This window comes from Streptococcus devriesei DSM 19639, assembly GCF_000423725.1.
Taxonomy (GTDB): domain Bacteria; phylum Bacillota; class Bacilli; order Lactobacillales; family Streptococcaceae; genus Streptococcus; species Streptococcus devriesei.
Window position 1 is genome coordinate 417,983 of record NZ_KE384084.1, and the last position, 21,335, is coordinate 439,317.

19 protein-coding genes are annotated in these 21,335 nt (G+C 40.4%); 1 reads left to right on the forward strand and 18 read right to left on the reverse strand.

Features of this window, described 5'->3' with window-relative positions; genetic code table 11:
- Positions 1-12: 12 nt before the first annotated feature.
- From G573_RS0108140 to G573_RS0108195, 12 genes are all read right to left on the reverse strand, one after another.
- On the reverse strand, positions 13-2,472 hold the full coding sequence (locus G573_RS0108140) for an LTA synthase family protein (protein ID WP_027976264.1): 2,460 nt from the start codon (positions 2,470-2,472) through the stop codon (positions 13-15).
- Positions 2,469-4,220, reverse strand: coding sequence for a rhamnan synthesis F family protein (locus G573_RS0108145; RefSeq protein ID WP_027976265.1), 1,752 nt, complete (start codon positions 4,218-4,220; stop codon positions 2,469-2,471). Before G573_RS0108145 ends, G573_RS0108140 begins: the two co-directional genes overlap by 4 nt.
- Positions 4,217-5,611, reverse strand: coding sequence for a glycosyltransferase family 2 protein (locus G573_RS0108150; protein WP_027976266.1), 1,395 nt, complete (start codon positions 5,609-5,611; stop codon positions 4,217-4,219). The genes G573_RS0108145 and G573_RS0108150 overlap by 4 nt, the downstream gene beginning before the upstream one ends.
- 14 nt (positions 5,612-5,625) lie before the next feature.
- Entirely contained in the window at positions 5,626-6,849 is a 1,224-nt protein-coding gene (locus G573_RS0108155) for an ABC transporter ATP-binding protein (protein ID WP_027976267.1), read from the reverse strand.
- Positions 6,849-7,661, reverse strand: coding sequence for an ABC transporter permease (locus G573_RS0108160; RefSeq protein ID WP_027976268.1), 813 nt, complete (start codon positions 7,659-7,661; stop codon positions 6,849-6,851). Before G573_RS0108160 ends, G573_RS0108155 begins: the two co-directional genes overlap by 1 nt.
- A 9-nt stretch (positions 7,662-7,670) precedes the next feature.
- Positions 7,671-8,624: a glycosyltransferase family 2 protein gene (locus G573_RS0108165; protein ID WP_027976269.1), complete on the reverse strand. Its 954-nt coding sequence runs from the start codon at positions 8,622-8,624 to the stop codon at positions 7,671-7,673.
- Positions 8,614-9,768: a beta 1-4 rhamnosyltransferase Cps2T gene (cps2T, locus tag G573_RS0108170; RefSeq protein ID WP_027976270.1), complete on the reverse strand. Its 1,155-nt coding sequence runs from the start codon at positions 9,766-9,768 to the stop codon at positions 8,614-8,616. The genes G573_RS0108165 and cps2T overlap by 11 nt, the downstream gene beginning before the upstream one ends.
- Before the next feature lie 136 nt (positions 9,769-9,904).
- A complete protein-coding gene (gene rfbD / locus G573_RS0108175) occupies positions 9,905-10,759 on the reverse strand; it encodes a dTDP-4-dehydrorhamnose reductase (RefSeq protein WP_027976271.1) in 855 nt (284 codons plus the stop codon).
- 312 nt (positions 10,760-11,071) lie between these two features.
- Complete coding sequence (locus G573_RS0108180; protein WP_027976272.1) at positions 11,072-11,407, reverse strand: metal-sulfur cluster assembly factor; 336 nt, start codon at positions 11,405-11,407, stop codon at positions 11,072-11,074.
- 14 nt (positions 11,408-11,421) lie between these two features.
- Complete coding sequence (gene rpoD / locus G573_RS0108185) at positions 11,422-12,537, reverse strand: RNA polymerase sigma factor RpoD (RefSeq protein WP_027976273.1); 1,116 nt, start codon at positions 12,535-12,537, stop codon at positions 11,422-11,424.
- A gap of 7 nt (positions 12,538-12,544) precedes the next feature.
- Positions 12,545-14,302, reverse strand: coding sequence for a DNA primase (gene dnaG, locus G573_RS0108190; protein ID WP_051175736.1), 1,758 nt, complete (start codon positions 14,300-14,302; stop codon positions 12,545-12,547).
- Between the two features lie 178 nt (positions 14,303-14,480).
- Entirely contained in the window at positions 14,481-15,968 is a 1,488-nt protein-coding gene (locus G573_RS0108195) for a hypothetical protein (protein ID WP_027976275.1), read from the reverse strand.
- Between the two features lie 137 nt (positions 15,969-16,105).
- Between G573_RS0108195 and mscL the strand changes: the two genes are divergently transcribed.
- Positions 16,106-16,486 carry a large conductance mechanosensitive channel protein MscL gene (mscL, locus tag G573_RS0108200; RefSeq protein ID WP_027976276.1) on the forward strand — a complete coding sequence of 127 codons (381 nt, stop codon included), beginning with the start codon at positions 16,106-16,108 and terminating at the stop codon, positions 16,484-16,486.
- Positions 16,487-16,736: 250 nt separating this feature from the next.
- Here mscL and rpsU read toward each other — a convergent pair whose 3' ends face one another.
- The 6 genes from rpsU to G573_RS11530 form a co-directional block, all read right to left on the reverse strand.
- Positions 16,737-16,913, reverse strand: a complete 177-nt coding sequence (gene rpsU / locus G573_RS0108205; protein WP_000048058.1) for a 30S ribosomal protein S21 — start codon at positions 16,911-16,913, stop codon at positions 16,737-16,739.
- A gap of 146 nt (positions 16,914-17,059) precedes the next feature.
- Positions 17,060-17,872, reverse strand: a complete 813-nt coding sequence (locus G573_RS0108210; RefSeq protein ID WP_027976277.1) for a transporter substrate-binding domain-containing protein — start codon at positions 17,870-17,872, stop codon at positions 17,060-17,062.
- Between the two features lie 51 nt (positions 17,873-17,923).
- A complete protein-coding gene (locus tag G573_RS0108215; RefSeq protein WP_027976278.1) occupies positions 17,924-19,042 on the reverse strand; it encodes an aminotransferase in 1,119 nt (372 codons plus the stop codon).
- A gap of 158 nt (positions 19,043-19,200) precedes the next feature.
- Positions 19,201-20,016, reverse strand: coding sequence for a transporter substrate-binding domain-containing protein (locus G573_RS0108220; protein ID WP_027976279.1), 816 nt, complete (start codon positions 20,014-20,016; stop codon positions 19,201-19,203).
- Positions 20,017-20,150: 134 nt separating this feature from the next.
- Positions 20,151-20,615: an 8-oxo-dGTP diphosphatase gene (locus G573_RS0108225; RefSeq protein ID WP_027976280.1), complete on the reverse strand. Its 465-nt coding sequence runs from the start codon at positions 20,613-20,615 to the stop codon at positions 20,151-20,153.
- A gap of 104 nt (positions 20,616-20,719) precedes the next feature.
- Positions 20,720-21,328, reverse strand: coding sequence for a CPBP family glutamic-type intramembrane protease (locus G573_RS11530; protein WP_027976281.1), 609 nt, complete (start codon positions 21,326-21,328; stop codon positions 20,720-20,722).
- Positions 21,329-21,335 lie beyond the last annotated feature (7 nt).

Here is a 21,335-nt window from a genome sequence, read left to right on the forward strand (position 1 = left end):
AATTTACCTCTTTCATCTAGGTATTCTAAAAAAGCTAGACTTATCTTTTAAATACTTTCTACCAGAGATTAAATCATACTCAACCATTTGCAAATCCTTTGCAGTCTTTTGCTGTTCTTTTGTCAATTTTTCTTTATCAACACTTGATTTATCGAGAACTTCTGTTAATAGAGCATAATAAGGAGATACTTTAGAAGACGTTTGCTTCAGCAATTCCGCCGAGAAATCACTGGAATTAACTAACGGATAAGTCAATTTCTTAGTAGGGTAGTTACTCCAAATGAAATAATCTGTTTCATATTGAATATTCGGATTATTTTTAAAAGCACTTTGAGGATAAAAACTTGGCAAATGATCTCCATAAAAAACAACTGTTATTTTTTGTTTTAATTTTTTTAATTCATTTAAAAAATTTAATGTAGAATTATCAGTATTGTTAAGCAATCTAGCATAATTTGATAATTGATTGTTCTGATCGTCAGAGAAGTTTTTTCCTTTACCATAAACATCAGAAGGATCTGAATAGCTCCAAGGAACATGGTTTTGATAAGTAATTACTGAAATAAATTTATTTCCATTTCCTATATTATTTAATACTGTAGAATAAGTTGATTCATCACTGGGGAAGAGACCTTTACGAACAAAATTTTTGACATTTTCGTCTCCATTTTTACTAGCAATAAATTTATTAAACCCCAATTTTTTATAAACATTTTTTCGAGAATAAGTTTGTGCATCCCCTAAATGAATCACCAATCTATTATTGGGTTTATATAGATTACTTATAGAAGGAACATAAGGCATTTTAGGAAAAACATCCGTAAAGAGAGCTGAAATACTAGGGGATAAGTTATACATAGGTAAACTGGTCAATGTTTGAAATTCCATATTTGCAGTACCGCCACCGTAACCATCGGATTTCATCAAACCACTTGTATTTGTGGATTTTAATGAATCAATATTAGGTAATATATTTTTTGATAGCTGTACCCCATCAATTCTTTTAGGATTCGAAAGGCTTTCACTTAAAACATAGATAACTGTCTGATCTTGAATATTATTAACTCTTCCTTTATTTATGTCTTTTGAGAGACTTTCATATTTTTTATAAATATGATCAATTTTCTCTCTACTATAACCTTTTGGCATCTCCATCACAGGAGTAGTCAATTGTTTAACCCATACAAACATCAACGATCTATAACTAGCATGTGTTGTTGTCCCCATCCAAAAAACATTATAATTATTATTTAATTGGGTAATAATAGGAATATCAGTTGGTATTTGCTTATTTTTTTCTGAAGCAAAAACATTTAAAGTTGAGAAAATAAAGAACCCAATTATTAAGTTTGTTAATAACCAAAATCGTTTCTTTTTAATTATTCTATTATGAAAAAGTTCTTTTTTAAAACAAAAATAACCAATCACTACTATTAATAGTAACATAAAAAGAGCATAAAATACTATCTGTACATTAATAAATTGCATGATTAGATCAATCTGCTTAATCCATGCAAAATCTGATGGAAGCATCGGCTCATTACGCATATCCTGTTTTAAAAAATTCACTATAGAAACAATAATCCAGAAAGTCATATTAACAACAGTTGCAATGATGTAATTATTTAGTAGAGAGTAAACAAATAAACAAAGGACAAATATTACTATTATTTGGAAAGTAGTCGCTGCTGGAAATACATACATTTCCATCAGCTCCCCTTGCTTAGCCACTCCCATTTGTAATGTATAGTTAAATATTATAGCAAATAATGAACTCGTCAAAATACAAAGTGAATAGGTAGCCTCTTTTTTCTTAAAGTCCTCTAATCCTTTTGATATTTGATAAAGCAAAAGTGAATAAAAGATAGTTAAAAAAAAGATTAATGTTGACTGACTATATAAATCATCATATTTTGTCAAAAATAGCTTATGTAATGTTGTTATAGATAATTTATCATTTAACAATACTGAAGAAAAAATAATAGATAATAAAAATTTATTATTATAAAACTCAAAAGAAATTGTTGAGCTTTTTCTAAATTTTGGCAGAAGTTTCTCCACTATTAATTTTCCTAAAAAAGCTATTATAGTCATAAAAATTATGACTGGTAGGAAATTAGACTGCCAAAAGTTATTTTCAACTATATTCCAAACTTCAAAATTTCTATTATTCAAATTTCTTGTAATAATAAGAAAATAAGAAATAAGCAAATATAGAAAGTACCCACTAAAAAGCTTTAAAATAAATTTCCAACTTAAATGACCAATTAGATAAAAAGAAATTCCTAAAACAGATAATATAAAGAAGGTTGTTGCTACACTTTCATGACCTTGAAAGATCTTATTTAAATCTTTTATTCCTTCCCAAATACTTTGATTAACAGTATAAAAATTGATAAAAAAAGTTAAAATTATCAATATTATGAAATTTATAATCTTAGACCAATTAATATTTTTCAGATCGTTTTTCATGATTTTATCTTTTGCAGAGAGCGTTTGATAATATATTTGACTGCCCTGGCCGGTCCGATGAAGATATATTTAAAAGCTCCCTTTATTCCTCCCATATGGTTAAAATCAACAAAGGTATTCGGTGCTGAATTCCCGCGTTCGTTTAACAGTTTATTATCGATGAATGGTGTCAAATCAACCGGATTCTTAGAGATTCTAAAGTCGTAGTGCTCATTCCAAGCGATATAGACTAACAGCCGCTCAATCGCATGCAGGATGGAATTTTGCGGCAGAGGTTCTGAAGGCACGTCTTTATCTGTCAGATCTAAATCAAAAAGCGGCTTTAAAGCATCGTATTTAAACCAGACAAAAGTACCATAACTCATGACAAAGGTTTGAAAAGTTTCAAAATCAACAGTCTTGCTCATTCCCATCTTCTGCCACAGTTCATTCATCTCCGGTGCGATCAAGTGCTCATTCCAAGCGGTAACAATCTTATTGTAGCGAAAGAAAGTCGGAATATCTGCAATAACCAGACCGATTTTAGGATTGCGGACAAACTCCGAAAGAATGGTGTCTGCCGGTTTAATCAGCATGCTGATCAGTTCCGTGCGCCAAGATTCACCTGCCCAGAAGTCGGCTTCCTTGGATTTTTTGGTATGAAAATGACCGACGTAATCATACTGAGACAGCTCTGTTTTTAATTTGAGCATGGGCAGCACATCGCGGCCGATATTGCCTGTCACAAAGAGCTCCGCCTGAACGCTGTGCTGATGCAGGATGTCCTCAATCTCTTCTTTTTTACTTTCCTGATCTGTTGTGATGAACAAATCATAGGCAAAATGAAAATGGGTAAAACTGCTCAAAAATTCTTCCAGCAAATCCACGTAAAACACATGAAGATGAACGGCAATCTTTTGAGCGCTCAAGTCAGCAACGGGTTTTCTTTTGATGTACTTATGACCCAGCAGATAACTGAAATCCGGATAATTAATTTCTGACATGTGAGAAACGATGAGATCAATAGGGTAAGATGACCTTCTCTCAATGTCATTCAAAAGATAAGGTGTTATAGACTGATTGGCATCAATGGCCTTAACCTTAATAAAAGGAACCTTGTGGTTTAAAATAGCTGTCGGGTGATAGTAAGAAAAGTCAGCATGCAGGAGCTGGCTGGCATCTTCCTCACGTGTGTCAAAAACCACACCGTATCTGAAACCAGCATCCAAAAGAACGGTTGTCACCTGTGTTTCATAGTGAGCAATGACCTCCTGAACATCTTGGTACTCTCTGACATTCTCCCAAAATTCTATGAAAGCACTGCTGTTGATAACAGGCTTCTGGAAAGAAATAAAGTAGCTTTGAATGTGCTCACGAAAGGCTTTGGTTGCACGGTTATTGGTCAATCCCCAGAAATCCACGGCCTCGTCTGCTTCAAATTTCTGATAGACTGCCGCCATATCCCAAAGCGGACCAAAGCAGGTATCATTCATTGTCGTAACGGAATCATAGGTTTTTAGCTCATCAAAGCCGATAAAAGCCATACCGTCGCGCCATGCCGCAAAATCAAAACCGGAATTTTGACGCTGAACAAAATGATCCATCAAATGCTCTTCTCTCAGCCGTTCAAAGTCCGCTGAAGCAAGTTCGCTGTTTGAGATAAACACAATTTTTGAGAACAGCGGTCTTAACTGTGTCAGCTGATAGATGACATGGGAGCTGAGGCGGTTATATTTATTAAAATGGACATACAAAAGCAGACGCTTCATTTCTTTCTCCTGAATAGATTGATAATTTTTGTCGGAATACGCCAGCGGCGGGAATAAATAACCGCATTATAACGATTAATCATTTCGTTAAGCTGCTTGTGATAGTGATCCCTATCAGAGGCGGCTTGCTGGTACTGATATTTATAAGGCAGTAATTCTTTTAATTCAGTTCTCGCTGACTCCAGCTCTTTCGCCAAATGATTAGCAACAAAATCGGGCTGATCAGGCCTGTCAGCATTGAACCACTCATAGGTCAGCTGAAATTCTCTGCCCTTCTGCTCAGGAATCTCATAGATAATCTGAGGATCAGGAGCTGTGAAATAGTAAGCTTCGCCAATCACTTTCGCATTGGTCCAAGCCGGCAGCAATTCCGTACCAAATTGGGTATTGACCAAGGAAACCCGGCGATAATAACTTGGTATTTCAGACAGGTCAACACGGATCTTTTGAACATCTTCTGCAAGTACCAGCTGGTGACTTCCTGAATAGTCCAAAGGAAAATGCAGACAGTCGTCTTCTGAAAAAGCCTCTTCCCGGCCGCGATCCAGATAAATGGTAATCTGCTGGTTGTGCCAGCTGTTCTCACCTTTTTGAGCTAAGGCTTTTTCAAATTCATTATGCTGAGGCAGTAAAAACTCTAAAACCTTCTTATAGTCACTGTCAGGGTATTTCGCGATATACTCCAGCTGTGTGGCTAAAAGTTTGTCAAAGCGCTGTCCTATCTTGGCGGAATCTTTTGTTCGGGAGTCGGATTCAGCGTCCATTCGGTAAACGGTCGTTGAATCCTCTAAAAAGGCTAATTTGGTCCTGCGGAACAATTCCAGCTGAATATTGAAGGTGTCATCAACCGCATGGCTGTCAATTTGACTGTTGACCTCTAACATCAGCTGCGTTTCCACAAGCCAGGTGGACGCCATGGTCATGCCTTTTAAAGCAAGCATTTTTTCATAGGAATCCATGAAAGGAATAATGCCGTTTTTCAAGACATTTTCATGAATGAGTGAACCCTTTGAATCCACCATATCAAAGTCCGTATTAGACCATTTGGACTCCGGAGATGCTTCTAAAAGTTCGACTTGTTTTTGGAGTTTTAGCTTATCCGTCCAGTAATCATCGCCGTCACATCTGGCAATGTACTCTCCCTTAGCTTCTTTACAAATATCAATCCAGGTTCTCGCAATCCCTTTATTAGTCTCGTTGAAAAAGAGCCTTATTTTATCAGAATAGCGCTCGCCATACTGCCGCATAATATCCGGTGACTGATCGGTTGAAGCATCGTCAACGACAATAATTTCAAAAGGAAAATCTGTCTGCTGAGCCAGAAAACTGTCCATAGCTTCCGCGATCCAATCTCCCTTATTAAAATTAGTACAAATAATGGAAACCTTCATACGTCTTCCCTATCTTATCCAAATTGCCACTGGCCATTGCGCTGATAAAGACCGCTGGCCGAGTCCAAGGCTGAAAGATCATCCGCCTCAATATCGTCACGGTGAACAACAATAATCGGTGTCTGATTAGCATCAGAGAAAGCCAGCATCTGATTGTCGTCATCACGAACGGTCACTTCCAATTTTAATTTGATATCATTCAGATGGGCAATATCACATTCATAGATGACCGATTTATGGCCGGCACCTGATGTTTTATAATCCATGGAATTATCATTGTAAACCCAGATATTGCGGTCTATATCTGTCAGTGACAGGGCAATATAGGTCGGAACGTCGTTGAGCACATCATAGGAAATTTCAAACCTAATCTTATCTTTGGGCGTCATCGGATTATCAGACAAGAGCTTCAGCGCTAAATTTTCAACGTGTGTGATTTGTTCTTTGTCGCTGTCAGCCTCAATCGTCTCACCATTGTCATCAACAACCTTGTCCGTATTGTCAAAACTGTATTGGTTGGCAACGTTGAATGGCTCACCGTAAGCTTTAATCAAGCCATCATCAATTAAGACAGCCTTGTTGCAGTACTTTTTAACTGCTGCCATATCGTGGGTTACAAGGATAGTTGTCTTGCCGCTTTCTTTTCTTTCCATAAAGTAGTCATTACACTTACGCTGGAAGGCTTCATCGCCGACGGCCAAGACCTCATCAAGAATCAGAATGTCTCCCTGCGCCTTGATGGCAACTGAAAAGGCCAGACGAACCTGCATCCCGCTGGAATAGTTTTTAAGCTTTTGGTTCATGAATTCTTTGAGTTCAGCAAATTCCACGATGTCATCATACATGGCATCTACTTCTTCCGTTGAAAAGCCCAGCATGGCGCCGTTCATATAGACATTCTCACGGCCTGTCAGCTCAGGATTAAAGCCGACTCCCAGCTCAATGAAAGAAACCAGTTTCCCATCAATCGTCACCGAGCCTTTTTCAGGTACATAAATCTGTGAAATGATTTTTAACAGTGTGGACTTGCCCGAGCCGTTTCGGCCGACAATTCCGAAGAAATCACCTTTTTCAACTTCAAAATTAATGTCACGCAGAACGTGCTGCTTCTTATAGCCTTTAACACCTTTAAATCGGTTGACCAAAGTTGTGCGCAGGCTGTTTGTTGATTCGACAGGCAGCTTAAAATATTTGCTGACATGGTCAACTTTTACTGCAATATTATTGTCTTTCGTCATTATAGAATCTCCGCAAATCTCTTAGAACTACGATTGAAAACGACTAATCCTATGCCAAAAATAATAAAGGGCAGTACATAAGGAATAGCGTAATACCACCAGTGATTAATCAGCTGCCAGATGGTCAGATTGGCCTTATCAATCAAGAGGTAACGCAGATCTTGAATCATCTGCGCCAGAGGATTGAGCATGATGATTTTACCGGCCAGCACTCCTTTGGCTCCCTGATTCGTGATAAAGGTCAAGGGATAAATAATCGGGGTTGCATACATACCCGCTTGAAGAATAACTTCCCAGATTTGACCGATATCCCGAAATTTAACATAGAGAGTTGACAAAAGAAGAGCTACTCCCCAAGCCATGATGAAGAGTTCGAAAAAGAGCGGGATGGAAAAGACAGCATTCCAGCCGATATGAACACCGTTGACCAAGGCAAAAATCAGCACAACAATCAAATTGATGCCGAAGTTAATCAAGGCTCCGCACACCGCTGAAAGGACAATAATCGATTTTGAAAAGTTCAGCTTGCGCAGCAAATCACCGCGGGTGACGATAGAGACCATTCCCATGCTGGTGGCTTCCATAAAGAAGGACCAGACGACATTAGCCAGCAAGAGCGCTACAGGGAAGTGAGGCACGTCTCCTCCCAAACGCAGAAAGCGAATGAAAACCAGATACATGATCATAAAGAGCAAGAGCGGTTTTAAAATCGACCAAAGGTAGCCGATAACACTGCCTTGATAGCGCAGCTTGAAATCTGTTTTAATGAGTTCTTTTAGTAGGATTCGATTTTTCTTACTAAGTAAGTCCATGATATTCTCCTATGGCTGATAGCCGTTTTTTAGATAATGACTATAGCCGATTTTTGTTGTAATTAAGGTTTTAAAGATCAGGGTATGAAAGGCTCGATTTTTAGCAAAACCATACGTTTTAAGAGCACGCCGTCTGCGCAGCCAAGGCTGATTGAGCAAAGTAAGATAGGCCGTCACCAGCTGGTGCTTCTCCTGCGGCAAATCCAGAGCTAATAAATAAGCAGCTTGTTTTTGGCTGGACGAGATCAGCCACCAATACTTAGCGAGCAGCTTATGGGGCTGCAGCCAGTTTTTAAAACGCTTAGACCAGGTTCTCGCTCCCAAAACATTACTCTCATGCTGGCGGTAGAGTTCTGTCGCAGTGTCCAAATAAACCAAGTCTCCCAAAGCGGCAGCAATCAATGCTAAGTACCAGTCATGCATGAGAATACCCTCGCAAACGGTCCATTTCTCAGCCAAGGCATGGTTAAACATGGCTGTACCGCCGGTTACTGTATTTTCGGTTAATTCCTGCAGCAATGTTTTGTTTGCATGGTGAGACTGTGTCTTGATCATGCTCTCATGCAGCACCTGCAGCTTTTTATCAACGACCTTCAAATCAGTATAAACCATCAAAGGCTTCTTGCTGTCATATTTTTGAGCTTCTGCCAGCGACAGTTCTAATTTATTAGGCAGCCAAATATCATCCTGGTCGCTTAAAAAGTAATAATCAGCCTTTTCATATTTAACCAGCGTATAAAAATTTTTAATCACACCGTAGTTCGTACGTTCAGCAGCATTTATAAAATGAATACGCGGATCCTGCTGCGCAAAGTCTGCAATAATTTTAGGCGTTTCATCAGTTGAGCCATCATCGCGAATCAGCAGTTTCCAATCCTTAAAGGTCTGCTGCTGAATGCTTCTAATCTGCTCTGCGATAAACTCCTGACCATTGTAGGCAGACATTACAATATTAACTTTCATGCAAAAACAAGTCCTCGTACTCTCCTACAATTTTTTCCCAGGTATAATGGCTGCAAATGATGTCCTTAGCCTTTTGACCGTATGCTGAAAAATCCGTTTGTCCGTCAACCTGCTCAATCAAATGCGCCAGACTGCCTGTGTCTTTAGTCCAATAACAAGCAGCATCCCGCGCAACTGAACGATTAAAATCAACACCTAAGACAAGATTCAGATCAGTGTGCGCCAAGGCTTCAAGCAAGCCAGGATTGGTTCCGCCGACTTCATGCCCATGAATATAAGCAAAAGCATGCTCACGGATATAAGTCAGCAGAGCACGATCATAAACCGTTCCGACAAATTTAACACGAGCATCCTTATTAAAGCCGGTCTTTTGCTGCAATTCTTCAAAATAGGCATTTCCTTCATGGTTGCAGATAATGACGAGATCGCGCTTACTTGCCGATGCCATAAATTCCCGGATAGCCGTCTCATAGTTGTTTTCCGGCACGAAACGGCCAACAATCAAATAGTAACCCTTGCTTTTGAGTGTCCATTGCTCATAGAAATCTTGAACTTTAGTCGCTTTTTCATCCAGTCCGGATGGCGTCAAATCAGTTCCATAAGCAATAAAAGCCGTTTTTGACCAAGGGTAGGTCTGCTTGATATAATCTTCAATCCCGATATTATCTGAAATAACCAGATCAGCCGTCTTTGTCATGCACTTTTCAGCATATTTCAGATAAGACTGCACAGGACGCGACCATTTGGATCGGCGCCACTCCAGACCATCCGGATTGATGTAAAATCGGCCGCCTGCCTTCTTAATCTTTTTAGCAAAGGGAGCCATGAAAGCACCTATTGTATTGCCTAACACATAAAAAATAGGGGCTGCAATATTTTGGGCCTTTATTAATTTTAAAGCGTAGCTGATAGCCATCATATCATAGGCAATCACTCTGGCAGGTCCCAATTTAGGTGCCTTAATGGTAAAACAATCAACATTCAAATAAGTAAAATGCTTATGGTGGTCAGTTTCACTGAGACAGGCCACATGGTAAGTCAGATCCTGTGACTGCCTGTTTTTAACTAATTCTTCTACAAAAGTCTCAAAGCCGCCGTATTTCGCGGGCAATCCTCGACTTCCGATGATGAATACATGACGCAAACTCTATTCCCCCATTTTAACAATACAATACATGTTATTATAGCATATTTCAGAGAATTTTGCGAAAAGAAACAGCAGGCTTAAGCCTGCTGCCATTTACAATATTATAAAGATTTAATTAAGACGTTTTTTCATCCTATTTTTTCACATCTTGTCTGTAAAATTCCTGCAGGGCTTCCTGCCAAGTCGGGATGACAAAACCGGTTGCTTTTGCTTTTTTCAGACTCATGGTTGAATTGAGAGGACGTTTAGCTTTGGCAGGGAATTGACTGGAGTCAACAGGTTTGACCGTAACATCTGTATCTTTCAGAATTTCACGGGCAAAATCATACCAGGTGGTATCTTCTGCTGCATCATTTGAAAGGTGATAGTAGCCAAATTCTTTTTGATTTTCAGCCAAATAGGTCATAAATTCAGCTAAGGTGCGGGTCCAAGTCGGACGGCCGTGCTGATCGTTGACAACAGTCAGTGTATCATGGGTCTTAGCTAAGTTTTGCATGGTAAAGACAAAGTTTTTCCCATAATTTCCAAAGACCCAAGCAGTACGGATAATATAGAAGTTGCTGACGTATTTTTCCACAGCTTCTTCGCCCAGACGCTTGGTGCGGCCGTACTCCGTTTTTGGATCCGGCTGATCGTCAACTTCCCATTCTTGTCCGACAGGCTTTTGACCGTCAAAGACGTAGTCCGTGGAGATATAAACCAGAGTTGAACCATATTTTTCACAGGCCTTGGCAATGTTTTCAGTTCCTGTCACATTGATAGCGTAATCCAGCTCTTTTCCTTCGTCCTCTGCTGCATCAACAGCCGTATAGGCTGCGCAGTGATAAACCAGACTGGGCTGTACTTGTGAAAAAACCTCATCTACTTTTTCCGCATTCGTAATGTCCATTTCTGCAACATCTACGGCTACATACTCTTCATTACGTTCGTCAAGCAGATGGCGTAATTCCGTTCCCAATTGACCATTGCTTCCTGTGATTAAAATCATTCGTATTCTCCTTTAATTAAGATACAAAGGGCGTGAAGAAATCCGTATAAAAATAGGAAACCGATGCTGTGTCGCTAAGACACAAGGACGTTTATCTTTTTTACTAGGATTTTAGCCCGTGTTTCATTAAAAATGTATTGCCTAAAAAGACAGCAATTCTTCCGACACAGGGCCTGAAGATCTGTGAAAAAGTAATATTCTCTTTACCGCGGCAGCGGCAGAAAAAGCGCTGACTCTATCAGCCTTTTTCAGCTAGGTCAGCCTTACTGACGCTTCTTTCAGACCCTTGTTTTAAAATTTTTGTGCAGCTGATCAGCGAATGCCCAAAGCAATCCGTGCATAGCGGCTCATTTTATCTACCGACCAGGCCGGCGACCAAACTAGCTTAACATCAACATCAAGAACCTCAGGCACATCTTTTAAAACATCATAAATTTGGTCAGTCAGCAAATCTGCCAAAGGACAGCCCATCGTTGTCAGAGTCATATCAATTTCGGTATGGCCTGAATCCTCAAAACGGATATCATAGATAAGTCCTAGATTGACAATATCAATGCCCAGTTCCGGGTCGATAACCATTTCCAAAGCTTCCAGAATTCTGTCTTTAATCTTTGTGACTTCTTCGGGAGTATAGTTTCTTTCTGCCATGGCTGCCTCTCCTTTTAATCCTCAACGAAATCACGCAGCTGCTTGCTGCGGCTCGGATGGCGTAATTTGCGCAGTGCCTTTGCCTCGATCTGGCGAATCCGTTCGCGAGTGACATTAAACACTCTGCCCACATCTTCCAGTGTACGCATCTTGCCGTCATCTAAACCAAAGCGCAGACGCAGAACATTTTCTTCACGATCAGTCAGTGTGTCAAGCACCTCATCCAATTGCTCGCGCAGCACAACACGCGTTGTGTAATCTACCGGGTTTTCGATTACTTCGTCTTCAATGAAATCTCCCAGATGGCTGTCATCTTCTTCACCGATTGGTGTTTCCAAAGACACGGGTTCCTGAGCGATTTTCAGGATTTCTCTGACCTTATCCGGAGTCATATCCATGCGCTCTGCAATTTGTTCAGGCGTTGGGTCCTGACCTAATTCCTGTAAAAGGTTGCGCTGTTCGCGCACCAATTTATTAATTGTTTCCACCATGTGAACCGGAATACGAATCGTGCGAGCCTGATCGGCAATGGCACGCGTGATGGCCTGACGAATCCACCAAGTGGCATAGGTTGAAAATTTAAATCCCTTAGAGTAGTCAAACTTGTCAACCGCCTTCATCAAGCCCATGTTGCCTTCCTGGATAAGATCCAAAAACTGCATGCCGCGGCCGACATACCGCTTAGCGATGGAGACGACCAGGCGCAGGTTGGCTTCTGCCAAACGCTGCTTAGCTTCAAGGTCACCATTTTCAACCGCAATAGCCAGTTCCTTTTCTTCTTCATTGGTCAAAAGAGGAACAACGCCGATTTCTTTTAAGTACATGCGTACAGGGTCATTGACCTTGGCAGAATTGCTTCCCAGCAGTTCTTCATCGGTCAGCTCTTCAGGTTTAATTTCTTCAACTGCATATTTCGACGAAGGATTGCCGTCTTTGTCAGTGATAGAGATGCCGCCGTCAGTCAAACGTTCCAGCAAATCATCAATTTGCTCAGCCTCAAGTTCAAAAGGGATGACGAGTTTTTCAGTAACTTCATCGTCAATTGCAACCCCTTCTTTTTTATGGTTGCGAATAAAATCTGCTACTTGAACATTAAAGGTGCTTGATGTTTTTTTACTACTACTTGCCATTTTTCCTCTATTCCATATTTCTTTTTTGAGCGATGAGAGCTGCTAAGCCCTCAACTGCAGTATCTATGTCCCCGTGATTGCTGTTTTCACGGATGGTTTTGCTTTGTTTGCGCATTTCCTGCTGCTGCAGGTATTTGTCTCTCTGCTCTTCGAGCTGCCTGATTTCACCCTCGGCAATCTCCTCAGGGAGATTTTCCTCTAAAACACGGTAATAAGCCTTTTGAAGTTCCTCAGGAAGCTGGGACAAATCATAGGCATTCAATTCACCCTTGCTTTTTAAAAGCTGATAAAGTTCCTGCAATTCCGGAGTTTCAAAGGTAAAATCATCCCGATTGCGAAATTCATTTAACAGATAATCATGGTGGAGAATCCGATGAAAGAGCTGGTTTTCCGCCTTAGCTACAGCCGTCAGATGCTTACTCATGGGCAGGTCTACCCTGATTGGCTGGCTGAGCGTCTGTTCACTTCTTTGCGAACGTGTCTGAAGGCGCTCATTGTTAACAGCCTGCTCTACCTGCTGGTAATTAAAGTCCGGCAGAATTTCAGCCACCATATTGATATAGGTATTCTGAGCAGTAATCGAAGGAGAAGCGGCAATGATTTTCGCCATTTTTTCCACATACTCAATCTCCGCCTGCAGATTATCACTGTTTTCAGGTTTTAGGTGGTGGAGCCAAAATTCAACGCTGCTGATTCTGGCCTGCGTCAGCAGTTTTTTCAGATCTTCCGCAGAATGTTCCTTGATAAATTCATCAGGGTCCATCTGACCGGGAATCCTGACGATTTCCACCGCCATGTCCGACAGGATGGCCAAGGATTTAGCAATGGCATTCTGCCCGGCACTGTCACCATCATAAGTCAAAATGACTTTTTTAGTGAATTTTTTTAAATGCTTGACATGCTCAGGTGTCAGCGCTGTTCCCATGGAAGCCACAGCATTGCTGATGCCCGCACGATAGGCAGCGATAACATCCATGAAACCTTCCATCAGGTAAATTTCATGTTCTTTCTTGGCAACCGCTTTGGCCTTATCCAAATGATAGAGCTCATAAGACTTGTTGAAAACAGCCGTTGCACGCGTATTCTTATATTTTGCCAGTTTCTTAGCAATGTCTGCCTTCGTCCAAATCCGGCCTGAAAAGCCGACGATGTGACCAAACTCATCTGTCAAAGGGAACATAATGCGGTTTTGGAAGGCGTCATAAACAGTGTTGCTGTCAGACAAATTAAAAAGACCAGAATTAATGATGGTATCTTCATCATATTTTTTCAGCATAGCCTGATAAAGATAATCATGTTCATCCGGAGCTAAACCGATCTTAAAATAATCAATCAGCTCATCCGTCAGTCCCCTTTCATAAAGATACTGCCGTGCTGTTTCACCTATCTTAGTCGTCTTTAAAACGGCCTGATAAAATTTGCTGGCATCCTCATTGATGTTGAAAAACCTTTGGTTGGGGTGTTCCTGCCTTGTTTCCTGACTCTTGTCTTGAACCGTAATATTAATTCCTGCGCGGTCGGCCAGCACCTGAACACTCTCCAAAAAGCTGATATTACGATAGTCTTCTATAAATTTAAAGACATCTCCTGAACGGCCGCAGCCAAAACAGTGAAAAAATTGCCTGTCTTCAATGACATTAAAGGAGGGCGTTTTTTCTTTGTGGAAGGGACAAAGGCCCAAATAATTGCGGCCAGCCCGTGAAAGGCTGACAACTTCGCCAATGACATCAACAATATTGACGCTGTTTTTAATGTCGTTAATCATTTCCTTATCGATAGCCAGAAATCATCACCTCCACATAAAAATCCCTATTTTAGCGTTGCTTTTCATTATAACATTTTTAGGACTTTTTGTAAATTAAAGAGCACAAAAGCACCCTCTTGGTTTGGTCTTTGCGACCAAGTCAGAGAGTGCCTCTATTAGGATATGTTAAGAGCAGCTGTCAATCTATATCGTTATCATAGACAGTGCCTTTGCGTTCTGTCTTTAAGTGAATGGCTTTAAACAGCCAAAGCTTATTTTTCTCACTGATATTAAGGCGATCAACCAAAGTGTTGCTGAACAGATTATTGTAAATCTTAATCGGTCCTACATCGGAAGAATGCTGACCGACACTTCCGCTGTAGGCTTTGATATTGCCCTTGCTGTCATAATAAGGAACAAAGGAATTATCAGTAATCACAATATTTCTGCTGAGCTGTCTGTCTTTATTGTGGGCGCTGTAATTAGGGTCAAGGCCCTTGAGCAAACCGCCGTCCCATACACCATTATCACTTGAAGCGTCTAACTGGATAGCCTCAGAATAGTAATCATGAAGGGAAAGATTGGCATCAATTTGTCTGGCATTAACCAGCTCAGGAGCATAGCCTGTAAATTGATTACCTTTAAAACTGGAATTTTGCAGACCTCCCATGTCAAAAACATGGCTGCCCATTTTATGAACCATGGTAAAACTATTGTTCAGAACCCGCCAGTGATCACCGTGGTTAGCCATAACCATAAAATGGTTGCCCTTATCCAAGTCACTGGCCTTGATGTTAAGATTGCGCATGGTGAAGTTTTTGACCCCGTCAGTGGCACGAGGACCAGTTGCCAAGGCAAACCAGCAGGCCACTCCTTCAACCAGAAGTGTCGTATTGTCGCCTCTGATTTCTGTGTCAGAAGCCAAGGTAATGTAGTCTTTTGTAGGTGTTTGACTGCCGATCTTAAATTTACCGCTAGGCAGGCTTAAAATGGTGCCCGGATGCTCCTTAGCATAAGCAAAGGCCTGTCTTAGAACGTCATTGTTTTGAGCGGCGCTGTTTTCTGCTTTTAACTTAACCTGATAAACAGTGTCCAGATCCCCTTCTTGGATATCTGTGACTTTTCCGCCGTCATCAAAGGTAATATCATATTTGTAACCGCCGGCAGCACTGCTGTGATTGTAAGAAACCTGCTCAACTCGGCCGGCTGATGCCCGATAATCAGCCAAACTGTGACCGTCTAAGTTCTCTTTGGCTGACGATGTTAACTTAACAACCTGACCCTGACGGTATCGTGATTTCTTGATTTTTGCTAAATCTTGTTCACTAACGTGTTTTACGGTCCGTCCATTGCCAAACTTAACGTCATAGATGTATGCTGTCTTTCGCTGTGAGGTCTCCGTCGTTTTTACTTTCTTGACTGTTCCGATCCAATTTTGATAATCAGCCAGCTTTTCACCAGATTTAATTTGAACCTTTTGGCCGGAAGAATATTGTGATTTCTGCTCAGCTTCCTTATTGACAAAAGGAAGAACGATCCCGACAGATTTTAGATGCAGAGTTTTGGCCAGAACCCCTAAAGAATTAGTTGCCGCCAGCAGCAAAACAGCTGATGAAACAAAAATAGTTAATACGATGATTTCGCTTTTCCGAACTAGTCCCTTTCGCTTATGTCTTCTGTTTCCCATTGTCTTCCCTTCAGAAAATATATTTTTTACAGCATTTCAATTTTATCATATTTTTGAAAAAAGTGAAGCACATATATTGTCAAATACCTCTTTTTCCCGTATAATAAGTAACTAATAATAAGAAAGGAAAAAAAGAAATGATTAAAGAACTTAAAGAGTTTTTGTTCCGAGGAAGTGTCCTTGAACTTGCTGTAGCCGTTGTTATGGGGGCAGCATTCAATGCTATTATCACATCCTTCGTTTCAGATGTCATCACACCGCTCTTCTTGAACCCTGCTTTGAAAGCTGCCGGTGTCGACAAGATTGCTGAACTGTCATGGAATGGCGTTGCTTACGGTAATTTCTTAAGTGCTGTCATTAACTTCTTGATTGTGGGAATAACACTCTTTTTCGTTGTTAAAGCTGCTAATCATGCTATGGCAATCAGCAAAAAAGCTGAAGAAGATGCTGCCGAAGCTGAGCCTACTGAAGTTGAACTGTTGGCAGACATTAAAGCCCTGTTAGAAAAACAAAAGTAAAAAATTGAAAGACAGCCTTGATTAAACAATCAACGTTGTCTTTCTTTTCCTTGTTAAACTAAAGACAGCCTAAATCAGGGCTGTTTTTTTTATGATTTTATTTATTTAGTATTTATAGGTGCAAGATAAATAAATTACCGTCAAAATTTCCATTACCTCATGAGGGTTAAATTCTAATGCCTCATTTCAGCTGAATTGACAGCAAAACAAAAAACTGAAACGCTGTTCCAGTTTTTCAATAATAATCACTTTAGAATTTTTTACGTTTGCGAGCTGCTTCTGACTTACGTTTACGTTTTACAGAAGGTTTTTCGTAGAATTCACGTTTGCGTGATTCTTGAAGTGTTCCAGCTTTAGTTACAGAACGTTTGAAACGACGAAGAGCATCGTCAAGTGATTCATTTTTACGCACTACAGTCTTTGACATGTATCTCACTCCCCTCAATTTCATTGTAACATTTACACGTTCTTAAACATTATACAAGAATGTGGAAATAAATGTCAAGGCATTTTCAGGCTATTTTAAAATTTATTTTCAAGAACGCTGAAAACCAAATCTAAAAATCAGTATTCTTAATCAACCTGCCGGCCGGTCAATTTAACCGCATCGCTGATAAACTGTTTGTACTTACCTTCTTTTTTAAGCTTTTTAATAACCTTATTCACTGTCTTAACTAATTTGCCGCTGTCTTTCGGCAGCGCAACAGCTTTGGCATCACCTTCACCTGTTTTCAAGGCAACTTTTGCCAGAATCAGGTCACTGTTTTGAGAAATATAACCTTCTGCTACTGGTTTTTCCAAATCGATAGCATCAACTTGACCTGATTTCAATTCATTAACCGCTTCACCCATTGACGTCAGAGAAGTGATATTTGATTTCTTAAGCTGTTCCTTGGCCAAGCCTTCTTCAATCGTTCCCTTTTGAACAGCCACTTTGGCCTTGCTGAAGGCAGCCAGCGATGGATATTTAGCAAGATCAGACTTCCTGATTAAGATAGCATTTTCTGTCTTGTAATAAGCATCTGAAAAATCATAGGCTTTGGCGCGTTCTTTGGTATAAGACAGACCGGAAATAGCGATATCAGCCTTTCCTGTCTTTAAGCTGGAAAGAACATTGTCAAAGCTCATTGATGATATTTCCAATTTGACGTCCAGCTCATCAGCAATTGCTTTTGCCAATTCAATGTCTGCCCCAACAACAGTATCTTTGCCGTCGATCAGAGCTTTGAATTCAAATGGTGCATAGTCCGGACTGACAGCAACAACCAGTTTTTTCTTTTCTTTTACTTTATCCTGCATGTCTTTCGCATTGGAAGCGCCGCAAGCAGTTAAAGCAACCACAGCCAAAAGGCTCAGGAAGGTCAGCAATAATTTTTTAAGTGTCATTTTTTTCTCTTTTCTATTTGATTATTCTGTTATAAATTTTATAACCTTTTATTAATTGAAGCGCCTCAAACACTGGGATAATTTTGACAAGCCCGTTTTTAAAATGTCCTTGTCACCGCAGTAGCCTAGGCGAACATAGCCTTCAAGATCAAAACGGTTTCCCGGAACAAGCAGCACACCATAGTCTGATAAGAGCTGTTTGCAAAAATCTTCAATGGGAAGCGGTACATCCAGCTTAATCAGCGAAGTGGAAACATGATCCGGCAGGATAGCATGAGCTCGCGGTTCCTCAGCCAGCCAATGGTTTAAAATCCTAAGATTTTCGCTGACAATCTTTTGATTTCTCTCCATAATGACCCGACGGTTTTTCAAGGCAAAGGCAGCCAGAATATCATCAAAGACACCGGCACAAATCATGGTATAATCGCGATAGTCCCTGAGAACGTCTGCTACTTCCTTATTTGAAGCCACCCAGCCTACACGTATACCGGGCAGAGAGTAGGCCTTTGACAGACTGTCAACTGAAATGCCCTTATCGTATAAATCAGCAATGGCTGGAGCTTCTCGCTGATTAGAAAATGATTTATAAACCTCATCGGACAGAATATAGGCCCCGCAGGATTCAGCGATAGCAACCAATTCCTGCAAATAGGCCTCGTCCATAATGGCTCCTGTCGGATTATGGGCATTGTTGATACAGATCATTTTAGTATTGGGACGGATCAGCCTGCGCAAATCATCCAAATCCGGCAGCCAATTGTTTTCCTCTCTAATCTGCCACAAATCCACTTCTGCTCCGAGAGATTTAGGAATGTCATAGAGCTGCTGATAGGCGGGGTAGACTGAGATAACGTGATCCTGAGGCTCAATTAGGGCGTAGAGCGCCAGCATATTGGCACCAGTTGCACCATTGGTCTGCAAAATCTGCTCAGGCTGAATGGTCTTATAAAGCCCGCAGACTTCCCTTTTGAATTCGGGCGAACCCTCTATCCAGCCGTAGTCCAGCTTTTTTCGGGAAAGTTCCTGAAAAAAAGTGCTCAGATCTTGGTGTGTCAGCTCAAAAAGCTCCTCCAAGGTCAAAGCCGAGATAGATACACCGGCAATATCATAGAGGGCATCCTTTTCATGAACATTCAGCCATTCTTCCACTCCAAAACGTGGTAATTTCATCTTGACTCCTTTTATTTTCCTACATATGATAATACTTAATAAGCAGGCACTTGTCAATGCTAAGAAATTAAGAACTCCGCCTCCGTTTTCTCATTAATAGCAGAAAACCCTCAGCAGGCTTTTAAACACCTGCCGAGGGCTGCATAAGTATAACATTTTTATTCTTTGCTGGAAACAGACAAGTTATAGGCTTCTTTCACAAAACTGTCAATTTTATTAGATTTCTTCAGCTTCTTGATGACTTTATCAACTTTTTTCTTAAGAGCGCTGCTTCCCTTAGGCATGGCAACAGCATAGGAATCAGAAGAGCCGGATTTTAGCTTGATCTCGGCAATGGCTAAATCACCGTTTTTAGCCACATAGCCTTCTGCAATCGGCTTTTCCAAAACAACGCCGTTAACCTGGCCCGATTTTAATTCATTGATCATCTCACCATTTTGAACGAGAGAGATAATTTTGGCACCTGTTAATTGCTTTTTGGCAACATCTTCCTGAATACTTCCCTTTTGAGTGGCTACGGAGAGGCCTTTCAGAGAATCGGTTTTCTTGTATTTGGCTAATTCAGATTTCTTGACAATGACCACATTGACAGACTCATAATAGGTTTCTGAAAAATCGTATACTTTTTGACGTTCTTTGGTTGCCGAAATGCCTGAAATCGCAATATCCGCCTTACCTGACTGAACACTTGACAGGACATTGTTAAACGACATGGCCGAAAATTCGACTTTGACATCCAGTTCTTTGGCGATAGCTTTAGCAATCTCAACATCTGCTCCGACGATGGTATCTTTACCGTTGACTAAGGTTTTAAATTCAAACGGAGCAAACTCAGGGTTCATGGCAACAACGAGCTTTCCCTTGTCCTCGATTTTTTTCAAAGAATTATCCTTAGATGAAGAGCCACAGGCGGCAAGACTGACCAAAGATAAAGCAGCAAAGGCTCCCACTAACACTTTTTTAGCTAATTTCATAACAATCCTCAACTTCTATTTTTATTAAGATAGGATTATTATATTTTATATTTATACATTTGTCAAGTATTTTTTTATAAAAATTCAATATCGATCTCAATCTCCGATTGCCGAATTTAAACAGCTGTTAGATTTCACCAAAATTCTCTCACAAAATCGTCTTTCAAACGTTCACTGTAAAAAAGTTCTGAGAGCTCCTCTTCTTCAAAGACGCGCAGCAGATTGAGCAAATCATAGGCCAAATCCATGCGAGGCAGTTCCTCACGCGCTGCCCAGCGCACTTCTCCCTCATCGGATGACTGAATTTCCCCTTCAAATTCATCGGCACAATATAAAAAAACAAGGTAACGAATCCCTTCTTTGGTGTGCCAATGTTTCATACCAACCAAGCTGGGATTAAAAATAGTTAAACCAGTTTCTTCAAAAATCTCACGAACAACCGAAGCATGCAGAGATTCTCCAGCTTCAATATGGCCTCCCGGCAAAGCTGCCCCTGACCAAGCGTAGCGCTTAGGGTCACGATACTGTATAACAACATTGCCTTTTCCATCTTCAATCAGGCACATATTGGTTAAAATAACATTTTCACTGCGTGACATATTGACTCCTTTTTAATGTAATATCACTATTCCTTTTACAATTTAGACCACTTAACTAAGAATTTGGCTGTTTTCTCCTAATCCCAAAATTATCCAAAGAATTTTCAAGCCGTTAAAAAATAAAAAAGCAGATGGCAAAAAAACAGACCATGCAGAGTTTGCGTCTTTTCTCTCAAATAAGTAAAAAAGACAGCCATCAGACCGGTCAATAAAAGAGCCAGAGGTTTAGCTGCAAATTGTGAAACATAGCAAAAATGAGCCAGAAGAAATAAAATCGGCAATAAGCCTAAAGTCAGCTTGAAAGACAGGTACTGACGCAAGTAATTTTGCAAGAGGCCAAAGGTAATATAATCCTGCCAAATGACAGATACTGTCGTAAAAAGTAAATAGTAAACCGCCGGCAAACCAGTCCAGTGGTAATGCAGCAGTGTGCTGATACCGGCCAGTAAGAGGATAAGATAGAGCAAGTAAATACTTTTCTGTCTGACTGCTACTAAGTCCTGCGTCCAACTGCGATGAGTGACTGCGAGAACGATTAACCCCAGAAAATTAAGCAGTACACCGCCAACAATCATGCCGCTCTCATCAAAATATAAACTCAGCAAATCATGAGAAAGGCCAAGATTAACCGTTAAGCCAAATAAAATAAACCAAACAACAATGGCAAAAATCTCTTGAAATAAGTATTTACGGTTTGTAACAGGTTCTTGCATAGTAGTT

What these genes read in the sequence shown, in the direction of transcription:
- G573_RS0108140 (WP_027976264.1), bottom strand. Translation starts at nt 2,472, where the DNA reads ATGAAAAACGATCTGAAAAATATTAATTGGTCTAAGATTATAAATTTC.
- G573_RS0108145 (WP_027976265.1), bottom strand. Translation starts at nt 4,220, where the DNA reads ATGAAGCGTCTGCTTTTGTATGTCCATTTTAATAAATATAACCGCCTC.
- G573_RS0108150 (WP_027976266.1), bottom strand. Translation starts at nt 5,611, where the DNA reads ATGAAGGTTTCCATTATTTGTACTAATTTTAATAAGGGAGATTGGATC.
- G573_RS0108155 (WP_027976267.1), bottom strand. Translation starts at nt 6,849, where the DNA reads ATGACGAAAGACAATAATATTGCAGTAAAAGTTGACCATGTCAGCAAA.
- G573_RS0108160 (WP_027976268.1), bottom strand. Translation starts at nt 7,661, where the DNA reads ATGGACTTACTTAGTAAGAAAAATCGAATCCTACTAAAAGAACTCATT.
- G573_RS0108165 (WP_027976269.1), bottom strand. Translation starts at nt 8,624, where the DNA reads ATGAAAGTTAATATTGTAATGTCTGCCTACAATGGTCAGGAGTTTATC.
- rfbD (WP_027976271.1), bottom strand. Translation starts at nt 10,759, where the DNA reads ATGATTTTAATCACAGGAAGCAATGGTCAATTGGGAACGGAATTACGC.
- G573_RS0108180 (WP_027976272.1), bottom strand. Translation starts at nt 11,407, where the DNA reads ATGGCAGAAAGAAACTATACTCCCGAAGAAGTCACAAAGATTAAAGAC.
- rpoD (WP_027976273.1), bottom strand. Translation starts at nt 12,537, where the DNA reads ATGGCAAGTAGTAGTAAAAAAACATCAAGCACCTTTAATGTTCAAGTA.
- dnaG (WP_051175736.1), bottom strand. Translation starts at nt 14,302, where the DNA reads ATGATTAACGACATTAAAAACAGCGTCAATATTGTTGATGTCATTGGC.
- G573_RS0108195 (WP_027976275.1), bottom strand. Translation starts at nt 15,968, where the DNA reads ATGGGAAACAGAAGACATAAGCGAAAGGGACTAGTTCGGAAAAGCGAA.
- mscL (WP_027976276.1), top strand. Translation starts at nt 16,106, where the DNA reads ATGATTAAAGAACTTAAAGAGTTTTTGTTCCGAGGAAGTGTCCTTGAA.
- rpsU (WP_000048058.1), bottom strand. Translation starts at nt 16,913, where the DNA reads ATGTCAAAGACTGTAGTGCGTAAAAATGAATCACTTGACGATGCTCTT.
- G573_RS0108210 (WP_027976277.1), bottom strand. Translation starts at nt 17,872, where the DNA reads ATGACACTTAAAAAATTATTGCTGACCTTCCTGAGCCTTTTGGCTGTG.
- G573_RS0108215 (WP_027976278.1), bottom strand. Translation starts at nt 19,042, where the DNA reads ATGAAATTACCACGTTTTGGAGTGGAAGAATGGCTGAATGTTCATGAA.
- G573_RS0108220 (WP_027976279.1), bottom strand. Translation starts at nt 20,016, where the DNA reads ATGAAATTAGCTAAAAAAGTGTTAGTGGGAGCCTTTGCTGCTTTATCT.
- G573_RS0108225 (WP_027976280.1), bottom strand. Translation starts at nt 20,615, where the DNA reads ATGTCACGCAGTGAAAATGTTATTTTAACCAATATGTGCCTGATTGAA.
- G573_RS11530 (WP_027976281.1), bottom strand. Translation starts at nt 21,328, where the DNA reads ATGCAAGAACCTGTTACAAACCGTAAATACTTATTTCAAGAGATTTTT.